This window comes from Streptomyces rhizosphaerihabitans, from assembly GCF_025399795.1.
In the GTDB taxonomy this organism is placed as follows: Bacteria; Actinomycetota; Actinomycetes; order Streptomycetales; family Streptomycetaceae; genus Streptomyces; species Streptomyces rhizosphaerihabitans.
Window position 1 is genome coordinate 19644 of record NZ_JAODTZ010000036.1, and the last position, 16854, is coordinate 36497.

Sequence of the window (16854 nt, forward strand, 5' to 3'; positions counted from 1 at the left end):
GCCACCGTAAGGAGCGACATGTCTTCCATCGAATTGACCACCTCACCGATCGCCCTGGAACGGGAGCCTGGTCAGCCCGCGATGCTGCGGGTCCGGGGTGCCGACGACCCGGCCCGCTGGGCCACCGAAGCCCGGGAGGGGCTCAGTGCCGCGCTCGTCGAGCACGGCGCGGTCATGATCCGCGGGCTAAAGCTGCGCGACACGGCAGACGTCACGGCGGTTCTTGAGCAGTTGGACGTCGAACCAGTGGCGGAGAGGGAGACCTTCGCACAGAGGAAGACCTACACCTCTGGTGTGCATTCCGCGTCTCCCTGGCCGCCGAACCAGCCGATGTGCATGCACCACGAGCTGAGTTACACCCTCGATTTCCCCGGCCTCATGCTCTTCACATGCCTCACTGAGCCCACCGTTGGCGGAGCCACCTGCCTGGCCGACGCGGCGGCCGTCCTCGACGCGCTGCCCCGCGATCTGGTCGACCGGTTCGAGAGAGAAGGATGGCTGCTCACCCGTAACTACAACGACGAGATCGGGGCCACGCTGACCGAGGCCTTCGGCACCGCCGACCGGGATGCCGTGGAGAGCTACTGCCGCGCCCACGCCATCACGTTCGCCTGGCGGCCCGACGGCAGCCTGCAAACCGCCCAGCGCCGCAGTGCCGTGGTGCACCACCCGGTCAGCGGACGGCGCTGCTGGTTCAACCAGATCGCTTTCCTGAACGAGTGGACGCTCGCGCCTGAGGTACGGGAGTACCTGGTCGACGAGTACGGGGCCGACGGTCTGCCGTTCAACACGCGATACGGCAACGGCGACCCCCTCGACGAAGAGGTCGTCCGGCTCATCAACTCGGTCTACGAGGACCACACCGTACGCGTCCCGTGGCAGGCCGGCGACATGCTCGCTGTCGACAACGTGCGCACCGCACACAGCAGGGAAGCCTATGAGGGACCCCGCGACGTGGTCGTCGCGATGGCCTCCCCAACGCGGCTCGATACCTCCTCGCCGACGCTCGAAGTGGGGCTGCGATGAACGCCGGACATGCCCAGTCGACCCTCGCCCACGGCTCCAGCGAGATCATCGTGCCGCCATTCGCGGTGATCCCCGGCAGCCAGGTCCAGCGCGCCCTCGACGGTCGTGAGAAGGAGATCGTGGAGCTGGTCGAGGCCACCTACCGGCTGCACGGAGCAGGCAGAACGGTGAACCCTCCCTCCTCGTTCCTCCGCTTCCCAGACCGCCCCGCCTCGCGGATGATCGCCCTGCCCGCTTCGCTCGGTGGTGAGTCGCCGGTGGACGGAATGAAGTGGATCTCCAGCTTCCCGGAGAACGTGCGGTCCGGCATACCGCGAGCGTCTGCCGTTCTGATCCTCAACGACCCCAGCACCGGATACCCGTTCGCCTGCATGGAGAGCTCCATCATCAGCGCTACCCGGACGGCCGCATCCGCGGCATCGGCCGCCGACCGGCTCAGCCGTGACCGGCCGCGGCCAACACGCATCGGGTTCTTCGGAACGGGACTGATCGCCCGGTACGTTCACATGTTCCTCCAAGGCTCCGGTTGGTCGTTCGACGACATCGGGGTGTACGACCTCTCTCTCGACAGCGCCGCCGGATTCCGCATGTACGCGGAGCAATCCAGGAACGCCACCCGCGTCACAGTGCACCAGGGGCCTGAGGAACTGATCCGCACCAGCGATCTGGTGGTCTTCGCGACCGTGGCCGGAGAGCCGCATGTCAGCGATCCGGAGTGGTTCGACCACAACCCCGTGGTGCTGCACGTGTCGCTGAGGGATCTCGCCCCCCAGGTCCTGATGGCGTCGACCAACATCGTGGACGACATCGAGCACTGCCTCAGGGCTGCCACCTCACCCCATCTGACCGAACAGCTCACGGGAAACAGAGACTTCGTACACGGCACGCTGAACGACGTGATGGCGGGCCGGGTGGACGTGCCGGCAGACCGGCCCGCGGTGTTCTCACCGTTCGGCCTCGGCGTGCTCGATCTCGCGGTCGGGAGCTACGTCTACGACCAGGTGGCCCGCTCGGGCGAACTGCAGACCGTCGACGACTTCTTCCACGAACGACGCCGCTACGGATGACAGAAGCAGGCCCGTCAGTACGGCACCAGAAACACCTCACCCGGGCCACTGCCAGCACGCGCACCTAGCACCACACCGCAGAGGAGTTCGTCATGTCGGTCATATCCGTTCCTCAAGCCTTCAATGAAGAGGAGCTCTATGTCGACGTGGAGTCGATCTTCGGGCACTCGCTGCTCCTCAAGTGCGAGGGTTTCAACTTCGCAGGCTCGATCAAGCTCAAGGCAGCCGCCGAGATGGTGGCGTCGGCCGAACGCGACGGATCCCTGACGGCCGACTCCATTCTCGTCGAGTCCTCGTCCGGCAATCTCGGCGTGGCGCTGAGCATGATCGCGGCGAGCAAGGGATACCGCTTCGTCTGCGTGACGGACTCACGCTGCAACCTGTCGACGCGACTGATGATGGAGGCGCTGGGCAGCGAGGTGCACGTCGTCGTCGGCCAAGAAGCCAACGGCGGCTTTCTCAGTGCGCGGCTGGACCACGTCCGGCTGATGTGCGCCACCGATGACCGGTGCGTGTGGCTGAGCCAGTACTCCAATCCCGCCAACTGGAGGGCGCACTACCTCACGACGGCTCCGGAGATCGCCCGCTCGTTCCCTGAACTGGACGTCCTGTTCGTGGGTGCGGGGACGACCGGAACGCTGATGGGCTGCGCACGCTATTTCCGGGGCTGGCATCGTCCGGTGCGGATCATCGCTGTGGACAGCGTCGGCTCGGTCGCGTTCGGGGGTGCCCCCGGCCGCCGGATGATCCCGGGTCTGGGCATGAGCATGCGTCCGCCACTCCTGGACGAGTCCTACGTGGACGAGGTCGTGCAGGTCGAGGAGGCTGACACCATACGAGCCTGCCGCCGCCTGGCCAGACACGGCTTCCTCTTCGGCGGCTCCACCGGCACCGTAGTCAGCGGCTCGATTGACTGGCTGACGGACCACGGAGCGAAAGCGCTCACTGCGGTGGCCGTCGCACCGGACCTCGGGGAGCGATACCTCGACACCGTCTACCAGGACAACTGGGTCCAGGACCTGTACGGCGAGGACCCGCTCGACGACGCCCAGCTCGCCCCAGCCAGTTTCCCGGCATACCGCCCCGACCGTTGAAACGGTCGGCGGTCGCTCCCTCACACCACCGCCACCCACGCCAAGGGCCGCTCGACGCAGCGAAGAGGAGGCAGATTGGTATGTCATGTTTAGAGGTCGTTTTCATCAGTAGAGTCTGTTTGATCCAAACATGTCGCCGTGATGAGACTCGGCTCTTGAGGCGCCGGTGTTCCTTGCGGTCGGTGAGACTGAGCGGACGACCGGATTGTCTGTCTCATCCCAGCGAGCCTGTCTCATTCCAAAGAGTCGCCGTATCGGCGATTGCGCCTACCGCGGCGCGCTCTGACCCGTTGCGTGAGAGGTGTGAGTGGCCTTCTGGGGATGCTGAAGTGGAACAAATTGCGTGGAAGCGACCTCTAAGCGGGAGTCGGGAAGCGCACCATGGGGGCGGTGTGAGCTGCGAGGGCGACGCGGATGAAGCGGAAGACGATCGGACGACCGTTACGCACCCTCGGGCACGGCACGGCACGGCACGGCACGGCACGGTGCGGGTGGAGGAAGACTCCAGCGGTCGTCAGTGGGCGACGTGTTCGAAGTCGTGCCGAGTCGCTTGTGACCTGCGATGTCTCGTTGACCGGGTCCATGACAAAAGGCCAGGAGTAACCATGACTACCGCCATGCCGGCCGTGTACGTCAGGGTGCTTCCGGTACGGGGACGTCCGCGGGCTGGAGAGGCGGGGCGTCGACGCAGGGATCGGGGACGAATCCGCCGCGCAGTTCCGGCGTCTTCGCGCCGACCAGAGCGACCGCGAACAGGCAGAGGAGCCCGCCGCTGACGAGTGCGGTCGCCCCCGAGGTCCAGCCGGCGACCACACCGCCGCGCAGGTTACCGAGGTTGGGGCCGGCCTGGCCGACGATCTGCTCGGCCGCCGTCACCCGGCCCAGCAGGGCGTCCGGCGTGTGGGTCTGCACGATCGTGCTGCGCGAGATCACCGAGACGGCGTCGGCGGCCCCGGCGAGGACCAGGAGTCCGAGGCCGGCCCACGGATCGCGCGTCAGGCCGAACGCCGCGAGCGCCGCACCCCAGATCCCCGCACCGCAGAGCATCACCGGCCCGGGGCGCCCCAGCCGCGTGACCGGGCCGGACAGCGCGGACGCGGCTGTGCCGCCGACGGCGAGAGCGGACAGGAACAGACCGAGAGTGCGCGGACTGCCGCCGAATCGTTCGGCGTTGACCAGCGGAAAGAGACTGGCCGGCATCGAGAGCACGGTGGCGGCCAGGTCGGTGATCAGGGCGCCGCGGACCGCCCGGTGCCCGGCCAGGAAGCGGAGGCCGTCCAGCACCCCGTGCAGTCCGGCCCGGGACGGTTCACCCGCGGGCGACAGGGCGGGCAGGCCGAACGCGCCGTAGAAGGCGAGCCCGAAGGAGAGGGTGTCGACGAGGTAACAGGGGCCGATGCCGACCCAGCCGAGCAGGATGCCGCCGAGCGCCGGACCGGCGAGCATCATCGCCTGACCGGTGACCTGCTGGAGCGCCAGCCCGGCCGCCACCTGGTCCTTCGGCAGCAGCCTCGGCACGAAGACGCCCGCCGCGGGACCGCCGACCGCCGCACAGCAGGACTGCGCGGCGACCAGGCCGAGCACACCCACCACCGGAACGTGCCCGGTGAAACCCTGCACCGCGAGCAGCAGCGAGACGACCGCCTGACCGACGGTGGCGAACAGGAAGATGCGCCGACGGTCGCCGCGGTCCGCCCACGAGCCGGCGAACAGCCCGAACAACACCATCGGCAGCGCCTGCGCCAGCCCCACCGCGCCGGTCCAGACGGTGCTGTGTGTCATGTCCCAGACCTGGTACATGACGGTGACCATGGTCATGAAACTGCCGAGCACGGACACGGTCCGGCCGATCAGCAGACGCCTGAAGACGGGGGACGTACGCAGAGGCCGAACGTCGATCAGGGTTCGGGCGAGACTCATGAGGGGCGGCGGCATGCGCGGGGGTGGTTCACGTCGCGGAGAGTAGCGGGCGCGCCCTGGCCAGGGCGAATCGTTTTGACCTCAGCCTTTGCTGGTGGTGAGCACGACGAAGAGCTGCGGCGCACGGGCCACGCGATCGTCACACGGCTCGGCTGAATCCCGTAGAAGCCCCCCGTACGGACCTACGGCGTCAATTCATCTGCCGGCGGGCCTGCCTCACCTCGCGATCGACGGCCCAGGCGTCGGCCACCGGCCCGAGGTGGCCGAGCTTGTCGGGATTGATCACCGATCGGATGGCCTGGATCCGCCCCTCGAGCACATCGAGGGCCAGGATGTGCAGGATCTTGCCGTCCCGGGCGCGGAAGATCGCACCGGGCTGGCCGTTGACCTCGTGCGGCTCGAACGTCACATCGATCCGGGCCATCAGAGGGAAGACGGCGGCAAGGAGCCGGGCCACGTTCTCGGCCCCGCTGACGGCCCTCGCCAGACGCGGGGCCCTGCCTCCGCCGTCCCCGACCAGTTGTACGTCGGCGGCCAGCAGATTCCGCAGAGCGCCCACATCGCCGTCTCTCAACGCGTCGAAGAACCGGGCCGCCAGTTCCTGCCGCTCCTGCCGGTCCACTTCGAACCGAGGCCGTCCGGCTTCCATGTGCCGCCGTGCCCGCACCAGCAACTGCCGGCACGCCGCCTCCGAACGTCCGACCGCCGACGCGATCTCGTCGAACCCGAACGCGAAGACCTCCCGCAGCACGAACACCGACCGCTCGAGCGGGCTGAGTCGTTCCAGCAACAGCAGCGCCGCCATCGACACGGAGTCGGCCAGCTCCGCCGAGCGTTCCGGATCCTGGTAGGGATCACTCAGCAACGGCTCGGGAAGCCACGAGCCCACGTACTCCTCCCGCCGTACGCGCGCGGAGCGCAGTACGTCGATCGACACGCGTGTCACCGTGGCGGACAGAAAGGCCTTGGCGGAGGTGGGCGGGGTCGTCGAGCGGTCGAACCGGAGCCATGTCTCCTGCACCGCGTCCTCCGCCTCACTCACACTGCCCAGAATCCGGTAGGCGATCGAGAACAGCAGCGGTCGCAGCTCCTCGAACTCCTCAACCTTGTTCACGGCGAAACCTCTCCCGTGGCCCGGAGCCGGGCCCCGAACCAGTCGCTGTTGCCGTTCAGTGGAACTGTCCGGGCTCGTAGCCGCCGGCCGGCTGCTGGGTGATGATGTTCAGCCGGTTCACCGAGTTCATGAAGGAAACCAGGATCACCAGGGCTGTGAGCTGTTCCTCGTCGTAGTGCTTGACGGCGTACGCCCACACCTCGTCGCTGACGCCCTTGGCCGCATCCGCGACCCGGGTCCCTTCTTCAGCCAGCGCCAGCGCGGCCCGCTCGGCCTCGGTGAAGACCGTGGCCTCCCGCCACGCCGCGACCAGGTTCAGCCGTACCGAGGTCTCGCCGGCAGCGGCGGCCTCCTTGGTGTGCATGTCGATGCAGGCGGCGCATCCGTTGACCTGGCTCACCCGCAGTGCCACCAGCTCCTGCGTGGCGGCGGGGAGCGGCGAGTCCTTGAGCGCCTTGCCCGCCGACATGAAGTACTTGAGGGCCTTACCGGCGGTCGGGCTGGCGAAGTAGTTCAGCCGCGGATCCATGGGGCGCTCCCTGTGGTCGTAAAGGGTTACACCCCCTGAGACGAGGTAGCCCGGCTTCCTGTGACATGGACGAATGCGACCCGCGCCTCATCACCGTCGGCGCGCGGCAGCCGGCGGAGCGCGTGCGGTCAAGGATCTTCGCGTGCGGTCAAGGGATCTTCGAGGACGGCCATGGCCGGTCAGTACTCGATGCCATCTCCACGAGCGTCGGAAGGGGTAAGTCCCCGTCCGACAGCCGCAGTTGCCCCGATGCCGGAGACGGCATTGTCAGTGCCCGTCAGCATACTGACGCCCATGCAGATGACGGAGGACTCACTCAGACGCGCCTGGCACCAGCTGGCCGCAGGTTCTGACCTGCTCGACGACGCCATGCTCCCGGCCATCGGTACATCACGCGACCAGTACGAACGGCTCATGGGTGATCCGGGCGGCCTGTTCCTCGTTCTGGACGTGGAGGGCACTGTGCGCGGCTACCGCAGTCCCTACCAGGAGATCTTCGCGACCCAGGACCTCGACGAGGTGCTGTACCTCGCCGCTGAAGAGGCGGTCCGTCATCTCGCCGAGTACATCGCGGCCCGTTCCCCGGGGCACGGCCCGGTCAGCAACCTCGTCACCGGCCAGGCCCAGATGCTCGACCGGATCAAGCCCGCATGGGGACGTAGATTCCGCAGCGGAGGCATGGACGCAACGCAGTCCGCGCAGCCGTGCGGACGCGACCCACTGGAACGTCTCGCCTGGGTAGCCCACACATGGCGGGACCAGGACCCCTACACCCACCTCGAATTCTTCCGCGGCGAGGGGATCAGCGCCGAACGGATCGCCCTCCTCTACGGAGCCGACCCCGAGCAGACCGCCGCCGGGACACGCCTGTCCGATCTGCGCAGCACGGATGACCCCGGCCGTGACCACTGGGAATCCGACTGGGAGACCTTCTCCTTCGGGCAGGCAGGCGACTGGGTCTTCCTGATGTACCACGACACACCGAGCGGCACCGGGGGCGACAGCGCGGCTCTCACCCGGCTCGGGGTCGCAGAGACGGTGCGGCTGAGCGTCTGCGCCGCGAAGGCCGTCTACACCTTCGCCTACACACGCGACGGCCGTCTCGTGGACGACGGCCGAGGTGGTCTGGAACTGATCTGGTACGACCGTGGCCGCACCCCCTGCTACCGGGGCGGCCGCCTCGACTTCCTCAACCAGGCCATACGCCGCGCCGAACTCGACCACCCGGAACTGACCAGCACGTTCGCACTGTACTTCCACGCTCTGGACGACGCGCTCGGCCTTCAACTGCCCCAGCGGGACATCCAGGAGGCACGGTCCGGGCCGCACGATGGGCCCGTGGTGACGCAGGCCGAGGATGAGGCACGCGGGTCAGCGCGGACACACGTGCCCGCACCGCGCGTTGAAGCAGGAAGCCCCGGGAAAGGTCACACGACCCGGGCCCGGATCACTGGACTTCAGGCCGGGGAGCACGTCAACCTGCCCGGATGTCACCATTGCTGCTTTCCCCTCTCCGCTTCTCCCCGGAGGAGATCACCGAGGTCGTCGGCCTCTACACGAGCAACCCGGAGTACTGCCGTGCTGCGGGCGAGTACGACCCTGAGCGTATTCCGGCCGACGCGGTCGAGGCCGATCTGCGGGAGGAAGCGGAGACCGAGGGCTGTGAGGTCCTGCTCGCCCGCGAGGGGCAGGGCCGGATCGTCGGCTTGTTGTGCCTGCTCGACCGTCACCCCACAGACGGACATCCGTGGATCGGGCTGCTGCTGGTGCACGGGAGTCTTCACCGGCACGGGGTCGGCCGACGGCTGGCCGGGCTGGTGGAGGAGCGCTTCCGCCGCGAGGGGAGGGACGGCATCCGGCTGGCTGTCCTGGAGAACAACCCTGCCGCCTCGGCCTTCTGGAGCTCCCTCGGCTGGCAGGAGATCGACCGCCGCACCGACCGCCAGTACCGGCGTCCCTGCATCGTCATGCACAAGCAACTGATCTGAGGGCTGAGTCGTCCTTGCCGTCCTCGCCGAACCCAAGGGCTGAGGGACGCTGTTGGAGGCATCGCGAGCACGGAAGTGAGTACGGATACTCACGACTGAGGACAGGGAGGGCTCCTAGCATGGGCTCGATCTTGGAGCGGGGGACGCAGAGGTGGGGGAGGGGCTTGTGGGCAAGGGAGCGTCAGGGGAGGCCGGACAGTGGTGGTCCGGGCAGCGCGGCAGGGGTGTCCTGGCGGCGGCTCTGGTCGTCCTGGCGACGGTGTCGCTCGGCGGCTGCGGTACGGAGCGGGTGACCACGGGGGCGACCGGCGGTACCACGACGCATGAGGGATCCGGAAGCACGCCCGGGACCGGAAGCACGCCCGGGACCGCAAGCACGCCCGGGTCCGGAACCACGCCCAAGACCGGAACCACGCCGGGGGCCGAAACCACTCCTAGTTCACCCGTGGGGTCTCCCTACGTGGAACCGGGAGCCGGCGACGGCGCCCCTCACTACCGCGAGAACAACGGCTTCCGGATCGCGGGTCAGATGTCCGCAGCGAGCGCCAAGGACGCCCAGCACGAGGCCGCTCGCATCGAACCGGTGCTCAAGCGGCTGTGGCAGCAGAAGACGTGGGATCCGAAGTCGGTCCGCGCCGCGATGCTGAAGCTCGGCTACCAGGAGGAGCGTTTCGACGCCAAGTGGAACCTGATCGGCGGGACACTGCAGGTCAAGCCGATGGACTCCCGTTTCGAGAACGGCAGGGAGGTCACTCCCGAGGGTGCACGGGTGGGCCTGCGTGTCCATGACGACGCCTGTGTCACGGCGTTCGTGCAGAAGACCAACTATCAGGTCTCCACCAACGGCCCCTACCCGGAAGCGGGTTGCTTCGAGCCGCAGGCCGGTCACTGAGAGCCGACGGCCGAGCGCTCTCGCTCGGCGCGGTGTCAGCGGAGCGCGAACGACGCCCGCTGCTGCCACTGTGATCCGTCATGGACGAAGAGATCGACCGACGACACGCGGGCAATGACGGGAAGCCGGCCGTGAAGGTCGGCTTCGGCCACGTCCAGGACGGCATCGTCTTGCGCCTGGGCGATGGTCAGATGCGGGACGATGTCATCGAACTGCCCGCCGTACGGCGGGGTTTCGGGCCAACGCTGCACGATGGCCTCGGTGAGCCGGCGAAATGACGCGTCCGGTTCAGGGGCGAGATAGAGAGTCCCGGGGAAACGACCGAAGTGCTCGAACCGGGCCTCGAAGGGCTGATGACATCCGATCACACCATCGATGGCGGCCAAGGTGCCGCTGTCGATGCGGGTCTCGTCGAGAAAGGGGAAGAGCACGGTGACATGCGCCGGGACACCCGCCACGGCGGACGGGTCCAGCCGCTCCCGCCACGCCCGTACAACAGGTTCCAGTTCAGGGACCCTCACGACCAGTCCGGACTGCCCTGCCTGAGATTCGCTGGAGTCGTCACCTGCCATCGCACATGTCTATCAGTTCTGTCAGCGAGTCAGCGAGTACAGAAGGCCGCGATCGATTGCTGAAGACGGGCTTTACGGGGTTCCGTCCGATCGTCTGGATCGCTTGCCCTCTCGAGGTGCGCACTTCACGCGTCACGGTCGCAGGCCCGCCTGCCTGAGTGTCACCTTGGACAGATCGGCGATGACCTGCTGGTCTCCGCGCCGCCAGGCATCGGCGAGGCCACCCGGCGGGGCGGAGACCGCGGCGAGATCGCGCTGCGGTCCGGTCAGCGCGCGCAGCGCGAGCAGGTCCGCGCCTCCAGGGGCGTCGAGGAGACGCCGGGTGGTGGCGCTGCGCCGGATCCAGTGGAGGCGCGGCGGCAGCCACAACAGCAGTACGAAGGCCACCGAGAGGACGATCAGGGCGACTGCGGCCAGCGTGGCCACGCGGCCCACCAGATCCTCCAGGGACTGTCCGGCGTCGGAAAGACCGGTGGCGGCATCGGCGGCGGACAGGAGCGGCTTCTTCAGAGAACCTCCGACGAACGGCACCTTCGAAGCCGCGTCGCCGGCGTCACCGAGACCGCCGGCGAGGCTGTCGCCCGCGCTCTGGGCCTTCCTGCCCGGCTCGGCCAGCAGCAGGATCGCGTCGCGGACGGCCAGGGCGAACCAGACAGCGGCCGCGATCAGGACCACGGCGATCAGGTCGGCCAGCACCTGACGGCTCCGACGCGCTGGGGTCTGGGCGTAAAGGCGCATGGGCGTTCTCCTGTTCCGGCGATGCCGTAGACCGGACCGGCCCAGCCACGTGAGGTGCGGTGGTCGTGATGCCGAGGCTCGGCCGGTCGCGTGCGTACGTGGGAGTGGAAGAGGGTCTCGAGGCGCGGGTGTCCACGGCCCGTGAGCTGAGTCGAAGTGGTCCGAGTGGTGTGTCGTGCCGGCTGCCGATGGGTTGTCACGGGGGTGGGTCGGAACAGTTCTTCGGGGCATGGTGACATTCCGTCAGAGCGACTACCCGTCTTTCGCGAAGTTGTGCATGGCGCCGGACGCGGGGCAGACGCCCCTGGCCGTAGTGGCCGACATTCCGGCCATGGTGTGCCGCTCCCGTCCGTGACGTCCGGCTCCCGTCAGTGACGTCCCGCTCGGGCCAGGGCATGGCCGGCCTCCGAGGCAAGGGTGGCGACAAGCTCGGCTGCGGGTGGCAGGTCGGTGACGAGGTCGATGCCCTCGCCCGCCCAGACCGGCGACGCGGGCACATCACCGCGTGCCACATCAGCCTCATATGCCTGGCGGGTTGCCGCGGGGTCCGCCGCGAGCTCTGCTTCCCGGCCCCTCCATCGGTCGAGGTACGGGTGGTCCAGCGTGCGGGCCGAGTACGTCGACGGCCATCGCGAGTTTCGGGCGATGTCGAGGATGCGGTTGCGTTCCGTGTCCTGCCCGCGTCCCTCGACGAGCGCCTTGGCGGTCGAGGGGTCGATGAGTGCCTCGGCCGTCGCCTGGAAGCGGGTGCCGATGAGCGCCCCGGCGGCGCCCAGGGCCAGGACGGCGGCCACGCCCCGTCCGTCGGCGATCCCACCGGCCGCCAGTACCGGCACTGTCTCGGCCAGGTCCACCACGACCGGTACGAAGGGGAGCGTGGATCGCCCGTGCCGGGCGCCGTGTCCACCGCTCTCCGTGCCCTGCGCCACGATGACGTCGGCGCCCAGGGCCACCGCCTGCTCGGCTTCCTCCAGATCGGTGACCTGGATGATCACCGCCGCACCGGCGTCACGGACCCGTTCGACGTACGGGCTCGGATCCCCGAAGGAGAACATCACAGCTCTGGGGCTGTGCTCCAGAGCCTGTTCGACCACGTCCATATTGGTCGCCCAGGCTTGGAACCCGACGCCCCACGGCTTTCCGGCACCCGCCACGATCGGCAGCTCGCGTGCCAGCCAATCCGGGTCGCCGCCTCCGGCGCCCACCAGGCCGAGCCCGCCCCCGCACGAGACGGCGGCCGCCAGTTCGCCGCCGGCCGATCCGCCCATCGGAGCCAAGGCGATCGGATGCTGGACACCGAACAACTTCGTGAACGCCGTCGACAAAGTCATGACTGCCATCGTCGCCCTACTCGGTACACGAGGGGAAGACGGCGCAGCGCCCCCGGAGCGTGGCCGCGCGGAGGCGTGGTCATCGGCGCGCATGGTGAACGTGAAGTCCTCGGCCGGCCGGCTGTCGGTCGCCCCGATGCGGACGGCGCCGCTTCATCCCTCCGCCCCGTCCCGCAGCGCGTCCGACACGGGCACGACACCGCCGTGCGCGGTCAGGCCGTCGTCCACGGGGATCTCCGCAGCGGTGATGAAGGACGACTCGTCCGACAGCAGGAAGGCGCCCCCGGGAGCGATCCCTGGCGACCGTTCCGGTTCGGCCCAGCGGGATCTCGCGGATGTCCGCCGGCATGGTGCAGGGTGGAGGTCATGCTTGCCGATCATCAGGAGTACGAGGTAGTGGTCACGGCCGTGACTCCAGCCGGGACCGCCGTCCACGTGGACGGGCACGACGGTTTCATCGACCAGGCGAAGCACCCCTCATGGTGGTCGGACAGGCCTCGTCCCGTGGTCGGCGACCGAATGCCCGCGGTGGTGCTGGACTCCTCCAGGACCCCACCACGCTTGAGCGCCCTGCCGGGCGACATGCGGGCCGCCCGGAGTCTGCGTCACACCGAACCGCTCTCGCGTATCTGTCCGCCCCCTGGAGACGGCCGAACCGTGGAGTGGGCCGCCGTGGAGGAGGAGTTGGGCGTCGAGCTGCCTGCCGACTACAAGCGGCTCGTTCGGATGTACGGGGGAGGGGTGTTCGCGGGAGTGCTCTGGCTGCTGGAACCGGGCTGTCCGGATCCGATGTACGACATGCTCACCCAGACCGCGGAATGCGAGGAGATCCTCGCCGAACTCTGGGAATCCGGTGAGGACAAGCCGTCAGAACTCCACGAGGGCAACGTCGGACTGGTGCCCTGGGGGTACGCGGAAGGCGGAGGACACTACCTCTACTGGCTGGTCCGGCCCGGCGTCGAGCCCGAGGAATGGAGCGTCATCCTCAATGAGGGACGCGGCCCCCTCTGGGAGACGTATCCGATGTCGTGCAGCCAGTTCCTCCTCGAAGTGGTTGCGGGCACGACGACGTCGTTCTACTTCACCGACCTGGACGACATCGTCGCGCCGGACGACAGGAACCGCTTCGAGCCCAACTCGCGGATCCTCGGCCAGTAGTCGAGCAACTCGCTTGACTGGTGGGGCTGTTCGCTGCGCCGGAGCTGACCAGCGCCTGACGCCAGGCGAGTTGCGGGAACCGCTTTCGACGGATGGTGCCGGGGCTGCGCCCCGGACGCCGGCGGATTTCCGCGCTCGACGGAGTCTTTGTGCCGGGAATGACGGCCCCAGTGGTCAGAGGCTCATGAGCAAGTCGTCGAGCGGAGCGGGTACGCGGTCGGGGGCGAGGGCCTCGACAAGGACGCGGCCATAGTGGATCTTGCGTCCCTTCTTCGTGCCGAGGAAACGCCGCAACTGCTGGTGTGAGGTGCGGCCCCGCTGTGCGGGCTGGCGCAGGAAGGTGCGCAGGGCTCGCAGGTCGCCCTCGGCCCGGACGAGTTCCTCCACGCGTGCCACGCCCAGCGCGCGGATGAGCTCGTCCTCCAGATCCGCCGCGCAGACGAAGAACCCCTGCTCTGCCGCACCGGCCCGCTCCAAGCCGCGGGCGTAGTAGCCACGCTCCGCCTCGTCGCACAGTCCCGTGAGACGGAGGCCCAGGCCGGGCGGCCCGAGGAGACGGGCGAAGCGCCCTACGCTCATGGCACCGCCCATCGCCAGGACGCAGACGCCTTCGGCTTCCAGGTCCCGGTCCCGGCTGCCGGCCAGTGCGTTGACCGCCGCGACATCGCTCGGCCCTTCGAGCAGAACGACCGCTCGGACGGACAGCCGCGCGGCCAGCTCGTGCGCGGGGTCGCCGGGGCCGCCGGCCGCCCACGCCGTAACCGCTCTCCGGAACGACTCCATGTCAGTCACGCGACGAGTCTGATCTCTTCCCGGTCGGCACGGTAGCCAATTTTCCTCGGAACGCCGACCAGCGCTGAACAGTCGGACCAGCGTGTCGGCGAACGCGGTCCGACAAGATGGCCCCTGACGCACTGTCGGTCATGCCGCATGCCGGACGATTCCTCTGGCCGGCCCGGACAGCGGAACCCCGCCAACCGCGGCAGGGGCTTGAACCTGCCGTCGGCAGCTGGGGCGCGTCTCGGCCGGAGGTTGGGGCAGGCCTCGGCAACCGCCGAATGTCCCTCGCTGCCGCCGAAGCCGCTCTTGAACCCGGCGAGACCGCGGATTCCCGGGGTGCTCACAACTCTTCTGCACGGGGCTGTCCCGATGCGGGACGGATTCCGACCTCGTTCGCTGAATGTCTCGCGCTATCGCATTCTGTCCGCGATGGCAATCCCATGGCTCAAAAGGCTGCTTGCACGGCCGAGTTCACCTGCATATAGTTCCAACGCGCCTGATCCATAAGGATTTTGACGCCTCGACATGACATGCGACATCGCGGTGGCCGGTCCTTTCGGGACCGTTCGCCATTCGGCGATCTCGGCATTTTCCTCATGTTCCCGCCTTGAAGCGGCCTCGGCTCGGCCATCCGGCGGACAACGCCGCTCACTCTTTCCCAGCTGTTCTGGAGTACGGAAACACGTGAAGACGAAGAAGACAACGGTCAAGGCTTCCTGCATGCCTGTGGCACGGTATCGGCTGATGGGTCTGGCCGCCGCGAGTGTGCTCACCGCGGGAGCCTTGACCGCCGTGGTGCCGGCGACCGCACAGGCCGGGACCGCTGTGCCGTCAGGGCCGGACACGCAGCAACACGCTTTCGCGGCGGCGGCTGCCAAGTACCGTATCCCCGCCGAGGTGTTGCTCGCCGTGGCGTATCAGGAGTCGGCGTGGGACGCCCACTTGGGCCAGATGAGCACCAGCGGCGGCTACGGCCCGATGCACCTGACCGATGTCACCCCCGCGAGCCTGGCCGGCGGTCCGGCCGGGGCGGTGGGTCGAGCGGACCTTGCCGCGATGGCGAAGGACCCCAGCCTGCACACGCTGCAGGCTGCGGCGAAGCTCACCGGCCTGTCCCCTGCCCGACTGCGCGACGACCCCGCAGCCAACATCGAGGGAGGTGCCGCGCTGCTCGCCTCCTACCAGCAGACCGTGACCGGCGGCCGGCCGTCGGACGCCGGCCAGTGGTACGGAGCGGTGGCCCGCTACAGCGGCTCGTCGCAGAAGCGGGGCGCCACGGCGTTCGCCGACCGCGTCTACGCCACCATCAGGACCGGGGCCGCGCGCACCACCCTCGACGGCCAGCGGGTGTCGATGAGTGCTGACCGGAAAGTCCGCCTCGCGACCGGGCAGTTGAGCACGCTCTCCCTGACCGGCGTCGCGGCATCCGCGGCGACCGAGTGCCCGCCGGAGGTCTCGTGCACGTTCGTGCCGGCGGCGTCGTCCAACGGCCAGGTCTCCAACCGGCCCGACAACGGCATCAGGATCGACACCATTGTCATCCATGACACCGAGTCGTCGTACGAGGCCGCCATCTCGACGTTCCAGAACCCGGGCGGCGGTGCCGCACACTATGTGATGCGGTCCTCGGACGGCGCGGTGACGCAGATGGTGCCCACCAAGGACATCGCCTTCCACGCCGGCAACTACTCGACGAACCTGCACTCCATCGGCATCGAGCACGAGGGTTACGCCGCGCACGGAGGCACCTGGTACACCGAGGCGCAGTACGAGGCCACGGCGTCTCTGGTGCGGTATCTCTCGGACCGCTTCGGCATACCGCTGGACCGTGAGCACATCATCGGCCACGACAATGTCGCCGGCCCCAACTCCAGCCTCGTCGCGGGCATGCACTGGGACCCGGGCACCTCCTGGGACTGGGAGCACTTCATGAACCTGCTCGGCTCCCCGGTGGCGGGAGAGCGCGGGGTCGGGCCGGTCGGCTCGGCGGTGACGATCACCCCCGGCTTCACCGAGAACCAGCAGACCGTGCAGATCTGCCCCGGCGACGACCCCACCGGTGCGACTCCCGCCTGCACCGGTCAGCAGCAGTCCTCCAACTTCGTCTTCCTGCGCACCGCGCCCGGCGACACCGCCCCGCTCTTCGGTGACCAGGCCATTCACAAGGGCGGCGCGGGCACCGACCGGATCAGCGACTGGGGATCCACCGCGCAGGCGGGACAGCAGTTCGTGGTGGCCGACGTCAACGGCGACTGGACCGCCATCTGGTACAGCGGCGCGAAGGTCTGGTTCTACAACCCGGGCGGCGTCAACACCACTCCCGCGTACGGCGTGACGCTGGTCTCGGCCGCGGGCGCCGCGTCGGTGGCCGTCTACGGCTCCAGCTACCCCGACCGAGCGGAGTACCCCGCCGGGCTGTCCCCCTCGACGCAGGCGCCCATCAGCTACTACACCGTCCCCGCCGGTCAGGCGTACGTCGCCACCCGGCCGCCGGCCAACACCGACGACTACTTCACGTCCGGGGCGGTCGTCACCGGTGCCAAGCAGATGTACACCATCCAGTACAACCACCGGGTCGCGCTGGTCTACTCCGCGGATGTGACCGCGAGCGGCTCGTGACCACGGGATCCAGCTCAGCGCGCTGA

Annotated in this window: 15 protein-coding genes and 1 pseudogene; 7 read left to right on the plus strand and 9 right to left on the minus strand. The window is 68.5% G+C overall.

The genetic code is table 11. The features are described 5' to 3' along the window. Positions 1 to 18: 18 nt before the first annotated feature. The 3 genes from N4G66_RS29710 (at position 19) to sbnA (ending at position 3187) form a co-directional block, all read left to right on the plus strand. On the plus strand, positions 19 to 1026 hold the full coding sequence (locus N4G66_RS29710; RefSeq protein WP_261707334.1) for a TauD/TfdA family dioxygenase: 1008 nt from the start codon (positions 19 to 21) through the stop codon (positions 1024 to 1026). Then, positions 1023 to 2093 carry a 2,3-diaminopropionate biosynthesis protein SbnB gene (gene sbnB, locus N4G66_RS29715; protein ID WP_261707335.1) on the plus strand — a complete coding sequence of 357 codons (1071 nt, stop codon included), beginning with the start codon at positions 1023 to 1025 and terminating at the stop codon, positions 2091 to 2093. The genes N4G66_RS29710 and sbnB overlap by 4 nt, the downstream gene beginning before the upstream one ends. 92 nt (positions 2094 to 2185) lie before the next feature. Continuing rightward, a complete protein-coding gene (gene sbnA / locus N4G66_RS29720; RefSeq protein ID WP_261707336.1) occupies positions 2186 to 3187 on the plus strand; it encodes a 2,3-diaminopropionate biosynthesis protein SbnA in 1002 nt (333 codons plus the stop codon). A gap of 633 nt (positions 3188 to 3820) precedes the next feature. On the opposite strand, the gene N4G66_RS29725 is transcribed toward sbnA, so the two are convergent. The 4 genes from N4G66_RS29725 to N4G66_RS45715 form a co-directional block, all read right to left on the minus strand. Beyond that, complete coding sequence (locus N4G66_RS29725) at positions 3821 to 5107, minus strand: MFS transporter (protein ID WP_261707337.1); 1287 nt, start codon at positions 5105 to 5107, stop codon at positions 3821 to 3823. Positions 5108 to 5297: 190 nt separating this feature from the next. After that, entirely contained in the window at positions 5298 to 6221 is a 924-nt protein-coding gene (locus N4G66_RS29730; RefSeq protein ID WP_261707338.1) for an RNA polymerase sigma-70 factor, read from the minus strand. Positions 6222 to 6276: 55 nt separating this feature from the next. Next, the gene (locus tag N4G66_RS29735) at positions 6277 to 6750 is read right to left on the minus strand and encodes a carboxymuconolactone decarboxylase family protein (RefSeq protein WP_261707339.1); all 474 of its coding nucleotides are present in this window, start codon (positions 6748 to 6750) and stop codon (positions 6277 to 6279) included. Between the two features lie 390 nt (positions 6751 to 7140). Further along, positions 7141 to 7305, minus strand: a complete 165-nt coding sequence (locus tag N4G66_RS45715; protein WP_315903707.1) for a hypothetical protein — start codon at positions 7303 to 7305, stop codon at positions 7141 to 7143. Positions 7306 to 8237: 932 nt separating this feature from the next. On the opposite strand from N4G66_RS45715, the gene N4G66_RS29745 reads away from it, so the two are divergent. Then, positions 8238 to 8738 carry a GNAT family N-acetyltransferase gene (locus N4G66_RS29745; RefSeq protein WP_261707340.1) on the plus strand — a complete coding sequence of 167 codons (501 nt, stop codon included), beginning with the start codon at positions 8238 to 8240 and terminating at the stop codon, positions 8736 to 8738. A gap of 445 nt (positions 8739 to 9183) precedes the next feature. Continuing rightward, the gene (locus N4G66_RS29750) at positions 9184 to 9630 is read left to right on the plus strand and encodes a hypothetical protein (RefSeq protein WP_261707341.1); all 447 of its coding nucleotides are present in this window, start codon (positions 9184 to 9186) and stop codon (positions 9628 to 9630) included. Between the two features lie 35 nt (positions 9631 to 9665). Here the strand turns inward: N4G66_RS29750 and N4G66_RS29755 are convergent, their stop codons facing one another. The 4 genes and pseudogenes from N4G66_RS29755 to N4G66_RS29770 all read right to left on the minus strand — a co-directional run. Continuing rightward, positions 9666 to 10202, minus strand: a complete 537-nt coding sequence (locus N4G66_RS29755) for a 2'-5' RNA ligase family protein (RefSeq protein ID WP_261707342.1) — start codon at positions 10200 to 10202, stop codon at positions 9666 to 9668. A gap of 132 nt (positions 10203 to 10334) precedes the next feature. After that, positions 10335 to 10940: a hypothetical protein gene (locus tag N4G66_RS29760; RefSeq protein WP_261707343.1), complete on the minus strand. Its 606-nt coding sequence runs from the start codon at positions 10938 to 10940 to the stop codon at positions 10335 to 10337. Positions 10941 to 11308: 368 nt separating this feature from the next. Further along, positions 11309 to 12271, minus strand: a complete 963-nt coding sequence (locus tag N4G66_RS29765; RefSeq protein ID WP_261707344.1) for an NAD(P)H-dependent flavin oxidoreductase — start codon at positions 12269 to 12271, stop codon at positions 11309 to 11311. A 153-nt stretch (positions 12272 to 12424) separates the two neighbouring features. Beyond that, a pseudogene (locus tag N4G66_RS29770) lies at positions 12425 to 12614 on the minus strand (SDR family oxidoreductase); the annotation flags it as partial. 314 nt (positions 12615 to 12928) lie between these two features. Between N4G66_RS29770 and N4G66_RS29775 the strand changes: the two are divergent. After that, positions 12929 to 13429, plus strand: a complete 501-nt coding sequence (locus N4G66_RS29775) for an SMI1/KNR4 family protein (RefSeq protein ID WP_261707395.1) — start codon at positions 12929 to 12931, stop codon at positions 13427 to 13429. Positions 13430 to 13603: 174 nt separating this feature from the next. Here the strand turns inward: N4G66_RS29775 and N4G66_RS29780 are convergent, their stop codons facing one another. Further along, positions 13604 to 14221 carry a TOPRIM nucleotidyl transferase/hydrolase domain-containing protein gene (locus N4G66_RS29780; RefSeq protein ID WP_261707345.1) on the minus strand — a complete coding sequence of 206 codons (618 nt, stop codon included), beginning with the start codon at positions 14219 to 14221 and terminating at the stop codon, positions 13604 to 13606. 708 nt (positions 14222 to 14929) lie between these two features. Here N4G66_RS29780 and N4G66_RS29785 point away from each other — a divergent pair. Continuing rightward, positions 14930 to 16828 (plus strand): N-acetylmuramoyl-L-alanine amidase, encoded by a 1899-nt coding sequence (locus tag N4G66_RS29785; protein ID WP_261707346.1) that lies wholly within the window; start codon positions 14930 to 14932, stop codon positions 16826 to 16828. Positions 16829 to 16854: the final 26 nt, after the last annotated feature.

Excerpts from the sequence above, each read along its gene's own strand:
- N4G66_RS29710 (WP_261707334.1), top strand. The coding sequence starts at position 19 with ATGTCTTCCATCGAATTGACCACCTCACCGATCGCCCTGGAACGGGAG.
- sbnB (WP_261707335.1), top strand. The coding sequence starts at position 1,023 with ATGAACGCCGGACATGCCCAGTCGACCCTCGCCCACGGCTCCAGCGAG.
- sbnA (WP_261707336.1), top strand. The coding sequence starts at position 2,186 with ATGTCGGTCATATCCGTTCCTCAAGCCTTCAATGAAGAGGAGCTCTAT.
- N4G66_RS29725 (WP_261707337.1), bottom strand. The coding sequence starts at position 5,107 with ATGAGTCTCGCCCGAACCCTGATCGACGTTCGGCCTCTGCGTACGTCC.
- N4G66_RS29735 (WP_261707339.1), bottom strand. The coding sequence starts at position 6,750 with ATGGATCCGCGGCTGAACTACTTCGCCAGCCCGACCGCCGGTAAGGCC.
- N4G66_RS45715 (WP_315903707.1), bottom strand. The coding sequence starts at position 7,305 with ATGACGGACCGCCTCTTCAGCGGCGAGGTACAGCACCTCGTCGAGGTC.
- N4G66_RS29745 (WP_261707340.1), top strand. The coding sequence starts at position 8,238 with ATGTCACCATTGCTGCTTTCCCCTCTCCGCTTCTCCCCGGAGGAGATC.
- N4G66_RS29755 (WP_261707342.1), bottom strand. The coding sequence starts at position 10,202 with ATGGCAGGTGACGACTCCAGCGAATCTCAGGCAGGGCAGTCCGGACTG.
- N4G66_RS29760 (WP_261707343.1), bottom strand. The coding sequence starts at position 10,940 with ATGCGCCTTTACGCCCAGACCCCAGCGCGTCGGAGCCGTCAGGTGCTG.
- N4G66_RS29765 (WP_261707344.1), bottom strand. The coding sequence starts at position 12,271 with ATGACTTTGTCGACGGCGTTCACGAAGTTGTTCGGTGTCCAGCATCCG.
- N4G66_RS29785 (WP_261707346.1), top strand. The coding sequence starts at position 14,930 with ATGCCTGTGGCACGGTATCGGCTGATGGGTCTGGCCGCCGCGAGTGTG.